Annotated in this window: 13 protein-coding genes; 8 read left to right on the top strand and 5 right to left on the bottom strand. The window is 67.3% G+C overall.

All coding sequences use genetic code 11. The annotated features are described in order from the left end of the window. Window positions 1-15: 15 nt before the first annotated feature. Both frc and EV653_RS00515 read right to left on the bottom strand, forming a co-directional pair. Window positions 16-1,242: a formyl-CoA transferase gene (frc, locus tag EV653_RS00520; protein ID WP_134096859.1), complete on the bottom strand. Its 1,227-nt coding sequence runs from the start codon at window positions 1,240-1,242 to the stop codon at window positions 16-18. 12 nt (window positions 1,243-1,254) lie between these two features. Then, a complete protein-coding gene (locus EV653_RS00515; RefSeq protein WP_134096857.1) occupies window positions 1,255-2,964 on the bottom strand; it encodes a thiamine pyrophosphate-binding protein in 1,710 nt (569 codons plus the stop codon). Window positions 2,965-3,095: 131 nt separating this feature from the next. On the opposite strand from EV653_RS00515, the gene EV653_RS00510 reads away from it, so the two are divergent. Further along, a complete protein-coding gene (locus EV653_RS00510) occupies window positions 3,096-3,365 on the top strand; it encodes a hypothetical protein (protein ID WP_134096855.1) in 270 nt (89 codons plus the stop codon). 529 nt (window positions 3,366-3,894) lie between these two features. Here the strand turns inward: EV653_RS00510 and EV653_RS00505 are convergent. Next, window positions 3,895-5,244 carry an MFS transporter gene (locus EV653_RS00505; RefSeq protein ID WP_238159479.1) on the bottom strand — a complete coding sequence of 450 codons (1,350 nt, stop codon included), beginning with the start codon at window positions 5,242-5,244 and terminating at the stop codon, window positions 3,895-3,897. Between the two features lie 262 nt (window positions 5,245-5,506). On the opposite strand from EV653_RS00505, the gene sucC reads away from it, so the two are divergent. Both sucC and sucD read left to right on the top strand, forming a co-directional pair. Further along, on the top strand, window positions 5,507-6,664 hold the full coding sequence (gene sucC / locus EV653_RS00500; protein ID WP_134096853.1) for an ADP-forming succinate--CoA ligase subunit beta: 1,158 nt from the start codon (window positions 5,507-5,509) through the stop codon (window positions 6,662-6,664). Window positions 6,665-6,666: 2 nt separating this feature from the next. Then, entirely contained in the window at window positions 6,667-7,548 is an 882-nt protein-coding gene (gene sucD, locus EV653_RS00495; protein ID WP_134096851.1) for a succinate--CoA ligase subunit alpha, read from the top strand. On the opposite strand, the gene EV653_RS00490 is transcribed toward sucD, so the two are convergent. Further along, window positions 7,534-8,571, bottom strand: a complete 1,038-nt coding sequence (locus tag EV653_RS00490; protein ID WP_134096849.1) for a LacI family DNA-binding transcriptional regulator — start codon at window positions 8,569-8,571, stop codon at window positions 7,534-7,536. The genes sucD and EV653_RS00490 overlap by 15 nt on opposite strands. 138 nt (window positions 8,572-8,709) lie before the next feature. On the opposite strand from EV653_RS00490, the gene EV653_RS00485 reads away from it, so the two are divergent. The 4 genes from EV653_RS00485 to EV653_RS00470 all read left to right on the top strand — a co-directional run bounded on the left by EV653_RS00485 (window position 8,710) and on the right by EV653_RS00470 (window position 13,741). Then, window positions 8,710-9,651, top strand: a complete 942-nt coding sequence (locus EV653_RS00485) for a carbohydrate ABC transporter permease (RefSeq protein WP_238159478.1) — start codon at window positions 8,710-8,712, stop codon at window positions 9,649-9,651. A 17-nt stretch (window positions 9,652-9,668) separates the two neighbouring features. Further along, window positions 9,669-10,511: a carbohydrate ABC transporter permease gene (locus EV653_RS00480; RefSeq protein ID WP_238159477.1), complete on the top strand. Its 843-nt coding sequence runs from the start codon at window positions 9,669-9,671 to the stop codon at window positions 10,509-10,511. 11 nt (window positions 10,512-10,522) lie between these two features. Then, window positions 10,523-11,884, top strand: coding sequence for an ABC transporter substrate-binding protein (locus EV653_RS00475; RefSeq protein WP_134096847.1), 1,362 nt, complete (start codon window positions 10,523-10,525; stop codon window positions 11,882-11,884). A 117-nt stretch (window positions 11,885-12,001) separates the two neighbouring features. Then, window positions 12,002-13,741 (top strand): glycoside hydrolase family 35 protein, encoded by a 1,740-nt coding sequence (locus EV653_RS00470; RefSeq protein ID WP_134096845.1) that lies wholly within the window; start codon window positions 12,002-12,004, stop codon window positions 13,739-13,741. Between the two features lie 57 nt (window positions 13,742-13,798). On the opposite strand, the gene EV653_RS00465 is transcribed toward EV653_RS00470, so the two are convergent. Further along, the gene (locus tag EV653_RS00465) at window positions 13,799-14,770 is read right to left on the bottom strand and encodes a 2-dehydropantoate 2-reductase (protein ID WP_134096843.1); all 972 of its coding nucleotides are present in this window, start codon (window positions 14,768-14,770) and stop codon (window positions 13,799-13,801) included. Window positions 14,771-14,945: 175 nt separating this feature from the next. On the opposite strand from EV653_RS00465, the gene EV653_RS00460 reads away from it, so the two are divergent. Then, on the top strand, window positions 14,946-15,497 hold the full coding sequence (locus tag EV653_RS00460; protein WP_134096841.1) for a dihydrofolate reductase family protein: 552 nt from the start codon (window positions 14,946-14,948) through the stop codon (window positions 15,495-15,497). The last annotated feature ends 1 nt before the right edge of the window (window position 15,498 follow it).

Here is a 15,498-nt window from a genome sequence, read left to right as displayed (position 1 = left end):
TGCGGGAATCTCCATTCAGATGACGCCGGCGGCTTTGAGCTCGGAGAGTTCGGCCGTGTCGATCCCGAGCGAGCTGTAGATGGCAGAGTTGTGCTCGCCCAGACCGGGTGAGGTCTGCACCTCGACCGGGGAGTCGGACAGCTTGATCGGGCAGCCGACGGTCTTGAACGTGCCGCGCTGCGGGTGCTCCACCTCGACCACCGCGCCCAGGTCGGCGAGGGTCTCGTCGGCGATCAGCTCCGCGGTGGACATGATCGGCCCGCACGGCACGTTCAGCGCGTTGAGCTTGTCCATCACCTCGAACTTCGTGTGCTGCTCGGTCCACTGCTCGATCAGCGCGAACATCTTGTCGAGCTTGTCCAGCCGCGCGGCCGGCGTCGCCCAGTCGGGATCCTCGGCGAGCTCGGGCTTGCCGATCAGGTTGGCGATCGGAGCCCAGCCGGGCGGCTGGACGATCACGTAGATGTAGTCGTTCGGCCCACCCGGCGCGCACCTCAGAGCCCAGCCGGGTTGGCCGCCGCCCGACGCATTTCCCGAGCGCGGCACCTCGTCGCCGAAGTTGTCGTTCGGGTACTCCTTCAGCGGTCCGTGCGCGAGCCGCTGCTGGTCACGGAGTTTCACCCGGGTCAGGTTGAGCACGGCCTCCTGCATGGCCACGGTCACCCGCTGGCCCTTGCCGGTGTGGGTCCGCTGGAACAGCGCGGCAAGGATGCCGGCGACCAGGTGGATGCCGGTGCCGGAGTCGCCGATCTGCGCACCGGTCGCGGTGGGCGGTCCGTCCTCGAACCCCGTCGTGCTCATCGCGCCGCCCATCGCCTGGGCGACCACCTCGTAGGCTTTGAAGTTCTCGTAGCGGCCCGGGCCGAAGCCCTTGATCGACGCGAAGATCAGGCCCGGGTTCAGCAGTTGCAGTCGCTCCCAGGTGAAGCCCATCCGGTCGATCGCGCCCGGGGCGAAGTTCTCCACCAGGATGTCGGAGTTCTTCACCAGGTCGGTGAAGATCTCCTTGCCCCGGTCGGACTTCATGTTCAGCGTGATGCTGCGCTTGTTGCAGTTGAGCATCGTGAAGTAGAGGCTGTCGACGTCGGGGAGGTCGCGCAGCTGCTGGCGGGTGATGTCGCCGGTCGGTGCCTCGAGCTTGATCACGTCGGCGCCGAGCCAGGCAAGGATCTGGGTGCAGGACGGTCCGGACTGCACGTGCGTCATGTCGAGAACGCGGACACCTTCGAGGGCCTTGGTCATGACGGGTCCCCTTTACTTGTACATGGTCTGGTTCATGGTTCCGGGGGCATACGCGTCTGGGTCGACCCAGACGTTGATCAGCGACGGCAGTCCGGACTCGCGGGCCCGCTGCATGGCCGGCCCGATGTCCTTCGGGTCGCGGACCTCTTCGCCGTACCCGCCGAGCATCCGGGCGAATTCGTCGTACTTCACGTCGCCGAGGGTGTTGCCGATCCGGCCGCGGTCATGGCCGTACTTCGCTTCCTGGCCGTAGCGGATCTGGTTCATCGAAGAGTTGTTGCCGACGACACCGACGAACGGGAGGTTGAAGCGCACCAGCGTCTCGAAGTCCCAACCGGTCAAGGAGAAAGCGCCGTCGCCGAACAGCGCGACGACTTCCTTGTCCGGTCGCGCGTACTTCGCCGCGAGCACGAACGGGATGCCGACGCCGAGCGTGCCCAGCGGTCCCGGGTCCATCCAGTGGCCGGGTGACTTGGGCTGGACGACGCCACCGGAGAACGTCACGATGTCGCCGCCGTCACCGATGTAGATCGAGTCCTCGGTCAGGAACTCGTTGATCTCGTGCGCCAGCCGGAGCGGGTGGATCGGGTTCGCGTCGGACAGCTGGCGCGGCAGCCGCTTCTGGTACGCCGCGTCCTCCTCGGCGCGCAGCTCCGCGAACCAGGCCTTGCGATCCGTCTTGTGCAGGCGGCCCGATGCGGCCTGGGTGACCGCGGAGAGGATCGCGCCCGGGTCGCCGACGAGGCCGAGATCGATGTCGCGGTTCTTGCCGACGGTGCGGTAGTCCATGTCGATCTGTACGACGGTCGCACTCTTCGGGAGGCGACGCCCGTACCCCATCCGGAAGTCGAACGGCGTCCCGACGATCAGGATCAGGTCGGCGCTGTTGAACCCGTACCGACGGGACAGGTGGAAATGGTGCGGGTCGCCGGGAGGCAGCGTGCCGCGGGCGGCGCCGTTCATGAAGGCCGGTACGTCGAGGGTCCGTACGAACGCGGTTGCCGCGTCGCTGCCGCGGGCGGTCCACACCTGGGTGCCGAGCAGTACGACGGGCTTCTCGGCCCGCACCAGCAGATCGGCCAGCGCCTCGATGCTTGCCGGGTCGCCGATGCTCTTCGTCGACGCGCGGTAGCGGCCGGCCTCGGGGACCGTCGCGGAGTCAACCGGGACCGAGTTGTCCAGGATGTCGCGCGGGATCTCCAGGAACGACGGGCCGGGTGCACCGTTGTAGCACTCGCGGAACGCCATCGACACCATGTCGGCGGCGCGCGCGGTGTGCGGCACGGTCGCGGCGAACTTGGTGATCGGCGTCATCATGTCGACGTGCGGCAGGTCCTGCAGGGACCCCATCTTGTGCTGGTTGAGCGCGCCCTGACCACCGATCAGCAGCATCGGGCTCTCGGCGCGGAACGCGTTCGCGACGCCGGTGACCGCGTCCGTCGTACCCGGGCCGGCGGTGACGACCGCGCATCCCGGCTTGCCCGTCACTCGTGCGTAGCCGTCCGCGGCATGCGCGGCGACCTGCTCATGCCGTACGTCCACCACGGCGATGCCCTCGTCCACGCAGCCGTCGTAGATATCGATGATGTGACCGCCGCAGAGCGTGAAGATCACGTCGATCCCCTCGGCCTTCAACGCCTTGGCGACCAGGTGACCGCCTGAGATGGTCTCCGGCTCCTTCACTTCGGCGACGGGCTGGGTCTCCGACACTGTCTGCGCCATCTGCAGTCCTCTCCTCGGAAGGGGCCGAACTTCGTTCGTCGGCTTGAATGTAGATTGCATACCGTATGGTGTAGTCGTAGTCTTATCCCACGCGATGGCGGTTGTCCAGAGTTCGCGTCGAGGAGGCCGAGATGACCATTTCCGAGGAACTCGAACGGACCCGTGCCGCACTCCTCGCGCTGGAGAAATCCCTTATGGCGTTGAGGAATCGGATCGGTCCGCACCTCGACGTCCTGCGGTTGCTGGACGATCTGGAGCGATGTACGGCGGACCTCCGCCGGCTCGAGCAGCAGGTCCGCGCGCCGCACCGGGGTGAGCTCGTGGCGATCCCTGACGGCGACTACGACCCGGACTTCTGGGCCGACGCCGAGCAGGAGGGATTGGGTCGTACGGCGCCTTGAGCCGCGAGGCACAGCTTGAGCAGACTCTTCAGCCGTACGTCGTTCGCAGTCCTGGCGGTGACCGCTACCGCTTCGGCTGCTTGTTCAGGGGCTACGAAGGTTCGGTAGAACGGCTCACTCCAACGGCCCAGGGCCGGCAGCCAGAACCGAGCGGCTCCACCAGGGCCTTTCTCCGTGACCGGCGGCGTCCTCTCCGTCGTGGCCAGCAGGTGCAGCGCGGTCTGATGCGCCGCACCTAGACGCCGCCGCTCATCTCCTGCGAGTTCGCCGCCGGCCAGTGCGGTGGACACGCACAGTGCTACCAGCCGGCCAGACGACTCAAAGCCGGGGCGGGCGGTGTGGAGAAACAGAGGCGCGAGCGGCATCAGCTCGCGGCGACCTGCCGAGCTGCTGTGGTCATGGACGGCGCGTGCCACCGCACTAAGCACCGGATGTACGCACGCAGGACGGTCCGTCCAGGGCTCTCGCGCCAGGCGGGACACAAGCTCCATTAGGCACGGATCCGACCGATGGGCCACTCCGTATCCGCTCATTCGCCCGCCACCGGCGTGCCGAGCTGCTGCCGGATCGAAAGCGCAGGCCTGCCCGGCTGTTTGAGGAGACGCACGCTCAGCGCGGTCAGCAGGCCGAGCAGTCCGGCGCCAAGGAACAGCGGGCGGTAGCCGACGGTCGCGATCAGCGAGGCGGCGACACCGATGCCGATCAGGCCGCCGGCAGCCTTCGCGGAGTACAGGATCGCCTGGTTCTGCAGGAGGCTGTTCTCGCCGAAGAACTCGAGGACCAGGTTGGCCATGATCGCGTAGAACGCACCACCGCCCAGCCCGGCGAACATCGCGCAGACGACGAAGGCCCAACCACTGCCGGCGATCACGAGACCGACGTGCGCGAAGCCTTCGATCATCAGTACGGCGGCCAGCACTCGGCGACGGCCGAACCGATCAGACAGATGACCCGCCGACGACCGTCCGAGGCCGTTGACGGCGGCGAGCATTCCGGCGGCCGCACCCGCGATCGCGAGACCGAAGTCGGACATCACCGCGTAGCTCGCGACGAAGGCGATGCCGAGCAGCGACAGCGCCGTACTGATTGCTAGTAGCAACCACATCATCGGCAGCGCGCCGGTCCTCATCGCCTCCGCCGGACGGTAGTGCCGGACGGCGGGCGCGTTGTTCGGGATGCTGCGGTTCAGTTTCCGGTCGACCGCCCATGCCTGGGCGTCGAGGTCTGCGGGCCACCAGTACCTCGGCGGATCCTTCAGCAGACCGCCCGCGACGACCACGATCAGCAGCGCGACCAGCGCGGTCACATCGAAGACGATCCGTTGACTCGACTCGAAGATCGCCAGCAGGGCGATACTCGGTACGGCGCCGACGGCGAAGCCACCGGTCACGAAACCGATCGTCGCGGTACGCCGGTCCGGGAACCAGCGCGCCGACGTCGTGATGCAGGCGGAGTACACGAGACCTGCACCGATGCCGCCGAGGAGCGCGTAGCCGACGACAGCGGCGACATAGCTGTGCGCGTGGGCCAGTGCTGCGAGACCGATCGAGGCCAGCACACCGCCGAGGACAACGAGCTGTGTCGGCGTGGCCCGGCGTACCCGCTGGATCCAGGCGGCGGGGATGGCGACCAGCGCCTGGCAGGCGACGAAGATCGCCAGCAGCCACAGGGTTTGCGTCGCACCCCAGCCGCGGTCGAGGCCGAGCGCGGCGGTGCCGAAGGAGTACTGCAAGGGGCTGATCGCGACCATGCACGCCAAGGCCGCCCAGAGCTGCCAGCGGCGCGAGTGCCCGGTCAACTCACGGGCATCCTCGCCGATCCGGTACCGCCGGCCGTAGACGTCACGCACATCCCGGGGCGTGGGTATCACGTGATTCATATCGCCTCCTGACTCAGTTGAATGCCGCGCCTGCGGCGCGGTCGTCATTGCGCCTGGACTCCCGGCCTTCCCTCGTCGCTCCGGTCGCTTCGCTCCCTGCGCTCCTCAGTCCAGGCCGGGGGCGCAATGACTACTGCATACCGTATGAAGTCTGTGGTACTCCCCTGCGCCGGAGCTGTCCAGACCTGGCGCGTTGCAACCGGCTCTTGTGACTAGATTGCATACCGCATACAGTCGTCCGAAGACCTTCAAGGAGGCTGACGTGGACCTGATGGAGTACCAAGCCAAGGAACTCTTCGCCCGGCACGGCGTCCCGGTGACGCTCGGCCGGGTGATCGAGGATCCGGCCGAGGCGGCGGAGGCGGCCGCGGAGCTCGGCGGCCGGGTGGTGGTGAAGGCCCAGGTGAAGACCGGCGGCCGCGGCAAGGCCGGCGGCGTGAAGCTTGCCGCGACACCCGAGGACGCGGTGGCGAAGGCGGGCGAGATCCTCGGGATGGACATCAAGGGGCACACCGTGCACCGCGTGCTGCTCGCCCCCGCGGCGGACATCGCCGACGAGTACTACTTCTCGTTCGTGATCGACCGCGCCAACCGCGAGTACCTGTGCATCGCAAGCACCGAGGGTGGTGTGGAGATCGAGGTGGTCGCGCACACCAACCCGGCTGCGATCGCGAAGGTGTCGATCGATCCGGCGGTCGGCGTCGACGACGCGAAGGCGGCAGAGATCGTCGCGGCCGCCGGATTCCCGGTCGGCGCACAGGACGTCGTACGGAAGTTGTGGGACGTGTTCGTCGCGGAGGACGCGTCGCTGGTCGAGGTGAATCCGCTGGTGAAGTTGGGCGACGGTTCGCTCGAGGCGCTCGACGGCAAGGTGACGCTCGACGACAACGCGGCGTACCGGCACGCCGACCATGCAGTCTTCGAGGATCACGCCTCAGCCGATCCGCTCGAGGCCGCCGCGCTCGAGAAGGGCCTGAACTACGTCAAACTCGACGGCTCGGTCGGCATCATCGGGAACGGCGCCGGCCTGGTCATGTCCACGCTCGACGTGGTCGCGTACGCCGGTTCGCGGTACGGCGTGAAGCCGGCGAACTTCCTCGACATCGGCGGTGGCGCTTCAGCCGAAGTCATGGCGAACGGATTAGGGATCATCCTGTCCGACCGGCAGGTCCGCAGCGTGTTCGTGAACGTGTTCGGCGGAATCACCGCCTGCGACGCGGTCTCGAACGGCATCATGCAGGCACTCGAGCTGCTCGGCGACCAAGCCGACAAGCCGCTGGTCGTGCGCCTGGACGGCAACAACGTCGAGGAAGGTCGCAAGATCCTTGCCCAGGCCAACCATCCGCTGGTGACCGTGGTGGAGACGATGGACGGCGCGGCGGCGCGAGCAGCCGAACTCGCCGCCGGGAAGGGACGGTAGAGATGGCGATCTTCCTGACCGAGAAGAGCCGGGTCGTGGTGCAGGGAATGACCGGATCCGAGGGACAGAAGCACACCAGCCGGATGCTTGCCGCCGGCACCGACATCGTCGGCGGCGTGACCCCCGGCAAGGGCGGCCTGTCGATCGACTTCGCGAAGCGGTCGATCCCCGTCTACGGATCGTGCGCCGACGCGGTGAAGGCGACGGACGCGGACGCGTCGGTGGTGTTCGTGCCGCCGCGTTTCACCAAGGGCGCCGTGATCGAGGCGGTCGATGCCGGCGTACCGCTGGTCGTGGTGATCACGGAAGGCGTGCCGGTGCAGGACACCGCGGCGTTCTTCGCGCACGCGCGAGCCCACGGGACGCGGGTGATCGGCCCGAACTGCCCGGGGATCATCAGCCCGGGGCGCGCGAACGCGGGGATCATTCCCGCTGACATCGCGGGACCTGGCCGGATCGGTCTGGTCAGCAAGTCCGGCACCTTGACGTACCAGATGATGTACGAGCTGCGGGACTTCGGGTTCTCGACCGCGATCGGGATCGGCGGCGACCCGATCATCGGGACCACGCACATCGACGCGCTGCAGGCGTTCCAGGACGACCCGGACACCGACGCGATCGTGATGATCGGTGAGATCGGCGGCGACGCCGAGGAGCGGGCGGCCGCGTTCATCAAGGAGAACGTGACCAAGCCGGTCGTCGGGTACGTCGCGGGCTTCACCGCGCCGGAGGGCAAGACCATGGGCCACGCCGGCGCGATCGTCTCCGGCTCCTCCGGTACGGCGGCAGCAAAACAAGAAGCGCTCGAAGCCGCCGGTGTGCGCGTCGGCAAGACCCCCACCGAGACCGCGGACCTGATGCGTTCGGTGTTAGTTGCGGTTTGAGGGCGGGGCAGTGCTCTTGCGGATGACGAGCTCGGTCGGGACCGCGACGGGCACCTTGTGGTGTTCGCCGGAGTGGATCTCGGCGATCAGCGCGTCGACGCTTTGCCGGCCGACCTCGGCGAAGGTCTGACGGACGGTGGTGAGAGGCGGCCAGAAATGGGCCGCCTCTTCCATGTCGTCGAAGCCGACCACGCTGACGTCGTCCGGCACCGCAAGACCCCGCTCGTACAGCGCACGCAGCAGACCGAGAGCCATCTGGTCGTTGGCGACGAAGACCGCCGTCACCTGATCGTCTTCCGCAAGCCGACAGCCGGCTTCGTACCCGGAGGTCGCCGACCAGTCCCCGTCGTACACCGGCGGCACCTCGCGCCCGTGGTCGATCAGCGTCTGTTCCCACGAGCGCCGACGCCGATCCGCGGCGAACGAGGTCGGCGGACCACCGAGATGCCACACCGTCTTGTGCCCCAGGTCGAGCAGATGCTCCGTCGCGAGCCGCGCACCCTGTCGCTGATCGGTGTCGACGATCGGATAGTCGTAGTGGGCGCTCGAGTCGACCACCACGACCGACAGTCCCTCCGGGAGCCGTACGCCGGCCGCGTCCAGCGTGTGCGCCTCGATCAGGATGATCACGCCGTCGACAGCCTGCTCCCCCAGCCGCCCGAACGCGTTCGTCACCGCGCTCTGGGTCACGTCGAGCACGGGGACGAGGTTGATCGAGTACCCGCGGATCGTCGCGGCGGTGGCGATCGCGTCGAGCGTGCGCGTCGTACCGAAGCTGTGGAGTTCGAAGACGATCACGCCGATGCTGCGGTACTCGCCGTTGCGCAGCGCGCGAGCCGCACTGTTCGGCCGGTACCCGAGCTGGTTCATCGCGGCCCGGACCCGGTCGCGGGTCTCCGCGTCGACGTTGTGCCGATCGTTCGCGACCCTCGAGACGGTCTGCCCTGACACGCCGGCCAGCCGGGCGACGTCAGCCATCGACGGGCCCCGCCGCCGCTTCCCCGGTGATTCCTCCGCTGACATCCCCACCTCCTCGGTCGTGTCCGCAGTGTAGACATGTTGACGTAAACACGTTACCGTCGCCGCGTCGATGTTGACGTCAACATTCGCGCGTCGCCGCGCGACCGGGGGCGTCGTGAGGGCGAAAGGAGGTCGACGGACATGGCAGAGTCCATGGCCCACGAGTCGGCCCGGCAAGTACGGCCTGTCTCCGCGACCGGCCGGAACCGGCGGCGAGCGTCGCAGGACGGCAAGGGATGGATCTTCGTCGGCCCGTTCCTGGCGGTCTTCGCGCTGACGTTCCTGGCCCCGATCGGGTACGCGATCTATCTCAGCCTGTACCGCAACCAGGCCTTCTTCGGCGGCAAGGTGTTCGTCGGGATCGACAACTACACCGAGGCGCTGCGGGACCCGAAGTTCTGGGAGGCGTTCGGCCGGGTCGCGGCGTTCCTGGTGGTACAGGTGCCGATCATGCTGATCCTCGCCCTCCTCGCCGCGCTCGCGATCGACAGCGCGCGGTTGCACGCGTCCGGCTTCTTCCGGATCGTGATCTTCCTGCCGTACGCCGTACCGGGCGTCGTCGCGGTCCTGATGTGGGGCTACATCTACGGCGACAACTTCGGGCTGGCCGCGAACCTCAACGACCTGTTCGGCACGACCGCGATCCAGCCGCTCAGCGCGCGCTGGATGCTGCCGTCGATCGCCAACATCGTCACCTGGGAGTTCGTCGGCTACAACATGCTGATCTTCTACTCGGCGCTGCGCACAGTACCTGGCGAGCTGTACGAGGCGGCGGCGATCGACGGGGCCGGCACGTTCCGGACGATCCGCGCGGTCAAGCTGCCGGCGCTGCGCGGGGCGATCGTGATCGCGACGATCTTCTCGATCATCGGCAGCTTCCAGCTGTTCAACGAGCCGAACATCCTGCGCACGCTCGCGCCGAACGTGATCACGACGTACTACACGCCGAACATGTACGCCTACAACCTGTCCTTCGCCGGCCAGCAGTTCAACTACTCGGCCACGATCGCGATCGTGATGGGCGTCATCACCGCGATCATCGCGTACATCGTCCAGCTCCGCGGATCCCGGGAGTCCCTGTGAGTACCCTGACCTCTCCCTTGCGTAGGAAGCGCTCGAAGCTGCTGACCGGCGCGATGGTGCTGTACCTGATCTACACGCTCGTCCCGCTGCTCTGGTTGTTGCTGAGCGCAACGAAGACGCAGGACGACCTGCTGTCGACGCCGGGCCTGTGGTTCGGCAAGAGTTTCGCGTTCTTCAGCAACATCAAACAGACGCTGACCTACAACGACGGCATCTTCCTGCGCTGGCTCGGCAACACTGTTCTTTACGTGGTCGTCGGCGCCGGCGGCGCGACGCTGCTCGCAACAGCGGCCGGCTACGGACTCGCGAAGTACAAGTTTGCCGGCCGTCGCGCGGTCTTCGCCGTACTGCTCGGAGCGGTCGCAGTCCCCGGTACGGCGCTCGCCGTGCCGACGTTCCTGATGTTCTCCAACCTCGGACTGACGAACACCGTGTGGGCGATCATCATCCCGTCGCTGGTGAGCCCGTTCGGGCTGTACCTGATGTGGGTGTACGCGACCGACGCCGTACCTCATGAGCTGCTCGAGGCGGCGCGGATCGACGGCGCCGGTGAGGTCCGGACGTTCTTCACCATGGCCTTGCGATTGCTTGCCCCGGGCATCGTGACGACGCTGTTGTTCGCGGTGGTGTCGACCTGGAACAACTACTTCCTGCCGCTGATCATGCTCAGCAAACCCAACCTGTACCCGCTCACGGTCGGGCTCACCCAGTGGAGCAACCAAGCGACCGGCGTCGGGGCCCGCCCCATCTACAACCTGGTGATCACGGGGTCGTTGCTGACCATCGTGCCTCTGGTGATCGCCTTCCTTCTGCTCCAGCGGTTCTGGCAGTCCGGCCTGTCCGCGGGCTCCGTCAAGTGAAAGGCAACAAGATGAAGGTACATCGGCCGCGTTCACCTCGATTCCGGCGGCTGGTGGTCGCCGGAGCCGCGCTCACGGCGCTCGCCGTGGTGGCCGCGTGTGGCGGCGGCTCCAAGACCGACAGCAGTAGCGGCAGTGCGACGACGGGCTCGGCCGACGCCGTCGACGCGGCGCTCAAGGCCGGCGGCGAGATCACGTACTGGAGCTGGACGCCGTCGGCGGAGGCCCAGGTCAAGGCGTTCATGGCGCAGTACCCGAACGTCAAGGTGAACTACGTCAACGCCGGCACCGGCAACGACCACTACACGAAGCTGCAGAACGCGATCAAGGCCGGCTCCGGCGCACCGGACGTGGCCCAGATCGAGTACCAGGCACTCCCCCAGTTCGCCCTGCCCGGTTCGCTGGCCGATCTGAACCAGTACGGCTTCAGCCAGTACGAGTCGGCGTACACCGCCTCCACCTGGGCGGCAGTGCACGCGGGCAGTGGCCTGTACGGTCTGCCGCAGGACTCCGGCCCGATGGCGCTGTTCTACAACAAGGAGGTCTTCGACAAGTACGGCATCGCCGTACCGAAGACCTGGGACGAGTACGTCGCCGCCGGGAAGAAGCTGCACGCCGCGAACCCCAAGGCGTACATCACCAACGACTCCGGTGACGCGGGCTTCACCACCAGCATGATCTGGCAAGCCGGCGGCCAGCCGTTCAAGACGGACGGCAAGAACATCAGCATCAACCTGGCCGACGACGGTTCGAAGAAGTGGACCGGCACCTGGAACAACCTCGTCGAGGGCGGTCTGGTGTCGCAGATCCCCGGCTGGACCGACGAGTGGTTCAAGGCGCTCGGCGACGGCACGATCGCGACGCTGCCGACCGGAGCGTGGATGCCCGGCGTGATGGAGTCCTCGGTGAAGGCCGGCGCGGGCAAGTGGCGGGTCGCCCCGATGCCGACGTACGACGGCCAGCCGGCGACCGCGGAGAACGGCGGTAGCACCGAGTCCGTGCTCAAGCAGAGCAAGAACCCGGCGCTGGCCGCGGCGTTCGTCCGGTGGCTGAACCACGACGAGGGCGTGAAGCCGTTCCTCGCCAGCGGTGGTTTCCCGGCAACCACGAAGGACCTGAAGGACCCTGCGTTCGTGGACAAGGCCAGTGCGTACTTCGGTGGCCAGAAGATCAACCAGGTCCTGACCGGTGCGGCCGACAACGTCGTGAAGGGCTGGAGCTACCTGCCCTACGAGCTGTACGCGAACAGCATCTACGGCGACACCGTGGGCAAGGCGTACCAGTCGAAGTCCGACCTGAACGCCGGACTGAAGTCCTGGCAGGATGCCCTTGTGACGTATGGCAACCAGCAGGGCTTCCAGGTCAACGGCTGACACAGTGTTGAATGCCTCGCTACCGCTCGGCGGGTCACAGGGCTGCGACTCCCGACCTTCCCTCGTCGCTCCGGTCGCTCCGCTCCCTGCGCTCCTCAGTCCAGGTCGGGAGGCCCTGTGACCGTGCTTGAGATTGGTGAGTCCGACTTCCTCCTCGACGGCCGGCCCTTCCGGATCCTGTCCGGGGCACTGCACTACTTCCGCGTGCACCCGGACAGCTGGGCCGACCGGATCGAGAAGGCCCGCCTGATGGGGCTCAACACCATCGAGACGTACGTGCCGTGGAACGCGCACAGCCCGCGGCCGGGCACCTTCGACACCGCCGGGATGCTCGACCTCGAGCGTTTCCTGCGGGAGGTGGCCGCCGCCGGCCTGTACGCGATCGTCCGCCCCGGCCCGTACATCTGCGCGGAGTGGGACAACGGCGGTCTCCCGGCCTGGCTCTTCCGGGAGCCGGGCCTGGGGGTCCGCCGGTACGAACCCCGGTTCATGGCCGCGGTGCAGGAGTACCTGTTCGACGTACTGCGCATCGTGGAGCCGTTGCAGGTCTCCGCGGGCGGGCCGGTGCTGATGGTGCAGGTGGAGAACGAGTACGGCGCGTTCGGCGACGACCCGACGTACCTGAAGGCCGTGGCCGAGATCATCCGCAGCGCGGGGATCACCGTGCCGCTGGTGACCGTGGACCAGCCCGTCGACGCGATGCTCGCGGCCGGCGGGCTGGACGGCGTACTGCGGACCGGATCGTTCGGATCGCGGGTCGCCGAACGCCTGGAGACGCTGCGGAGACACCAGCCGACCGGACCGCTGATGTGTATGGAGTTCTGGGACGGGTGGTTCGATCACTGGGGAGGACCACACCACACGACCAGCGTCGCCGAGGCAGCGGCCGAACTCGACGCACTGCTCGCGGCAGGCGCTTCGGTGAACATCTACATGCTGCACGGCGGTACGAACTTCGGACTGACCAGTGGGGCCAACGACAAGGGTGTCTACCGTCCGACCATCACGTCGTACGACTATGACGCTCCGCTGGACGAGGCTGGGCATCCGACGCTGAAGTACCACGCGTTTCGAGAGGTGATCTCCCGGTACGCGACCGTTCCCGACGATGTCCCGGCGTCGGGAACGGCCGCACCGGAGACGTCTGCGGCACTCGGCTCACCACTCCGGTTGCTGGCTGATCCATGGGGTGTGTGGAGCGAGCACTCCGACATGCCGACGCTGGATGCGCTGGACGCGCGGCTGGTGCTGTTCCGGACCGAGGTGTCGGCTGGGGACCCGGTGCTGCTGACAGTCGGTGAGGTGCGGGACCGGGCGTATGTGTTCCTGGACGGTGCTCCCGTCGGAGTGCTCGACCGGGAGCGGCACGACCGTGCACTGATGCTGCCGCGCGGCGGGCGCCTGGAGATCCTGGTCGAGGACCAGGGCCGGGTGAACTACGGACAGCGGATCGGTGAGCCCAAAGGTTTGATCGGTCCGGTTCGGCTCGACGGGGTAGAGCTGACCGAGTGGTCCGCGTGCGTGATCGATCTCGACGCCGTCCCTGACCTGTGGGACTCCGTAGGTCCGTCGGCCGATGCTCCCGGTGTCGGTCCCACCGCCTGGCGAGCCTCCTTCAACGTCGAGACCCCGGTGGATCACTTCCTGTCGACCGTTGCTTGGGGCAAGGGATTCGCCTGGGTCAACGGCTTCAACCTCGGCCGCTACTGGCGCCGCGGCCCACAGCAGACCCTGTACGTACCGGGTCCTCTGCTTCGCCCCGGCCGCAACGAGCTCGTCGTACTCGAGCTCGACGTCATGCTCGATCCGGTGGCCCACTTCGTCGCCAGGCCTTCACTCGGCCCGCTGGAGCTCTGACTGGAACAGGTGGGTCCGACGTCGCTGTAGCCGGACCCACCTGGCCATTGGTACTGCTCAAACGCCGACCTTGGTGGCCAGCAGGTCCGCTACGGCGTGCACGGCGCGGAGTGTGGGCGCCTTGACGCCGGTGAGGTCGGCGAGTTCGACGACCGCGGCGAGGATGACGTCGAGCTCGAGCGGCTTGTCCTTCTCGAGGTCCTGGAGCATCGACGTCTTGTGCTCACCGACGCGTTCGGCTCCGTCGAGGCGCTTGTCGACGGAGATGTCCGGGTGACAGCCGAGGGCGCCCGCGATCTCCAGCGACTCCTCCATCATCATCCGCACCATCTGCCGTGTGCCCTGGTGCGTCGCGATCTCCACCATCGTCGCCCGGGCGAGCGCGCTGATCGGGTTGAACGCCGCGTTACCGAGCAGCTTGATCCAGATGTCGTTGCGGATGTCCGCCTCGACCGGGCACTTCAGTCCGCCCGCGATCATCGCCGTACTGAACTCTTCACACCGCAGCGACGGTCCGCCCGCGGGCTCACCAATCGAGAAGCGGGTGCCTTCCAAATGCTGTACGACGCCTGGACCGGCCAGCTCGGTGGAGCAATAGACCACGCAGCCGATCGCCCGATCGAGGTCGAGGACCCGGGTGACCGAGCCGCCTGGGTCGACCGACTCGATCCGGCGACCTTCGTACGGTCCTTTCAGGCCGTGGAAGTACCACCAGGGGATGCCGTTCTGCGCGGCCACGACGACCGTGCGGTCGTGCAGGAGCGGCTGGAGCAGCGGGCCGGCGCTCGCGTACGAGTTCGCCTTGAGCCCGAGAAAGACATAGTCGACCGGACCGATCTCGGCCGGATCGTCGGTGGCCGGTGTCCTGGCCTCGAAGTCACCGCGTGGACTGAGCACCTGTACGCCGTGCGAGCGGATCGCTTCCAGATGCGCGCCGCGAGCCACCAGGTGGACCTCGGTCCCGCCACGGTGCAGCGCCGCACCGACGTACGCACCGATCGCGCCGGCGCCGAGAACCGCAACTCTCATAGGGGTCCCTGCCTTCCGGGTTTTGTATACGGCATACAGTAGGCCGGGCCGTGAATGCGGTCAAGATCACACTTCGCGGCAAGCGCTCGCCAAAAGGGTTCTGTGGCAAGCGATGAATCGGGGCCGGCCCGGCAGTAAGTACGGGTGGAATCACTCGACCGAAGGAGCAGGAACCATGGGCCACGTCATCGTCACCGGATTCGTCAGCCTCGACGGCATCGTCACCGACCCCGACGGCTCCGGCGGCACGCCGGCCGGCGGCTGGGCGTTCCGGCACGGTCCGGAGACGCACGGCGGAGACAAGTTCCGGCTCGGTGAGCTGATGGACACCGGCGTGCTGCTGCTCGGCAAGAACACTTGGCAACTGTTCAGCAAACTCTGGCCGAACCGGACCGACGAGTTCTCCACCCGGATGAACAAGATGGCCAAGGTTGTGGCGTCGCACACGCTGACCGACCTGTCGGCCTTCCCCAACTCGACGCTGATGAAGGGTTCACTGGCCGACTACGTACGGTCCGAGCCGCGGACGATCGCGGTCACCGGCAGCGTGAGCGTGATCCGCGCGCTGCAGGCTGCGGACCTGGTCGACGAGTACCGGCTGATGACTCTGCCGTCGGTGGTCGGCAGCGGAGAGAAGATGTTCGGACCGTCCGACCACCCATTGCACCTGCGGCTCGAGTCGGTCGTACCGGCCGGCGCCGCCTCGCTGGCGACGTACGTGCGTTGAC

It is taken from the genome of Kribbella pratensis (assembly GCF_004365355.1).
Lineage (GTDB): Bacteria > Actinomycetota > Actinomycetes > Propionibacteriales > Kribbellaceae > Kribbella.
This window is presented reverse-complemented; position numbering and strand designations above follow the sequence as displayed.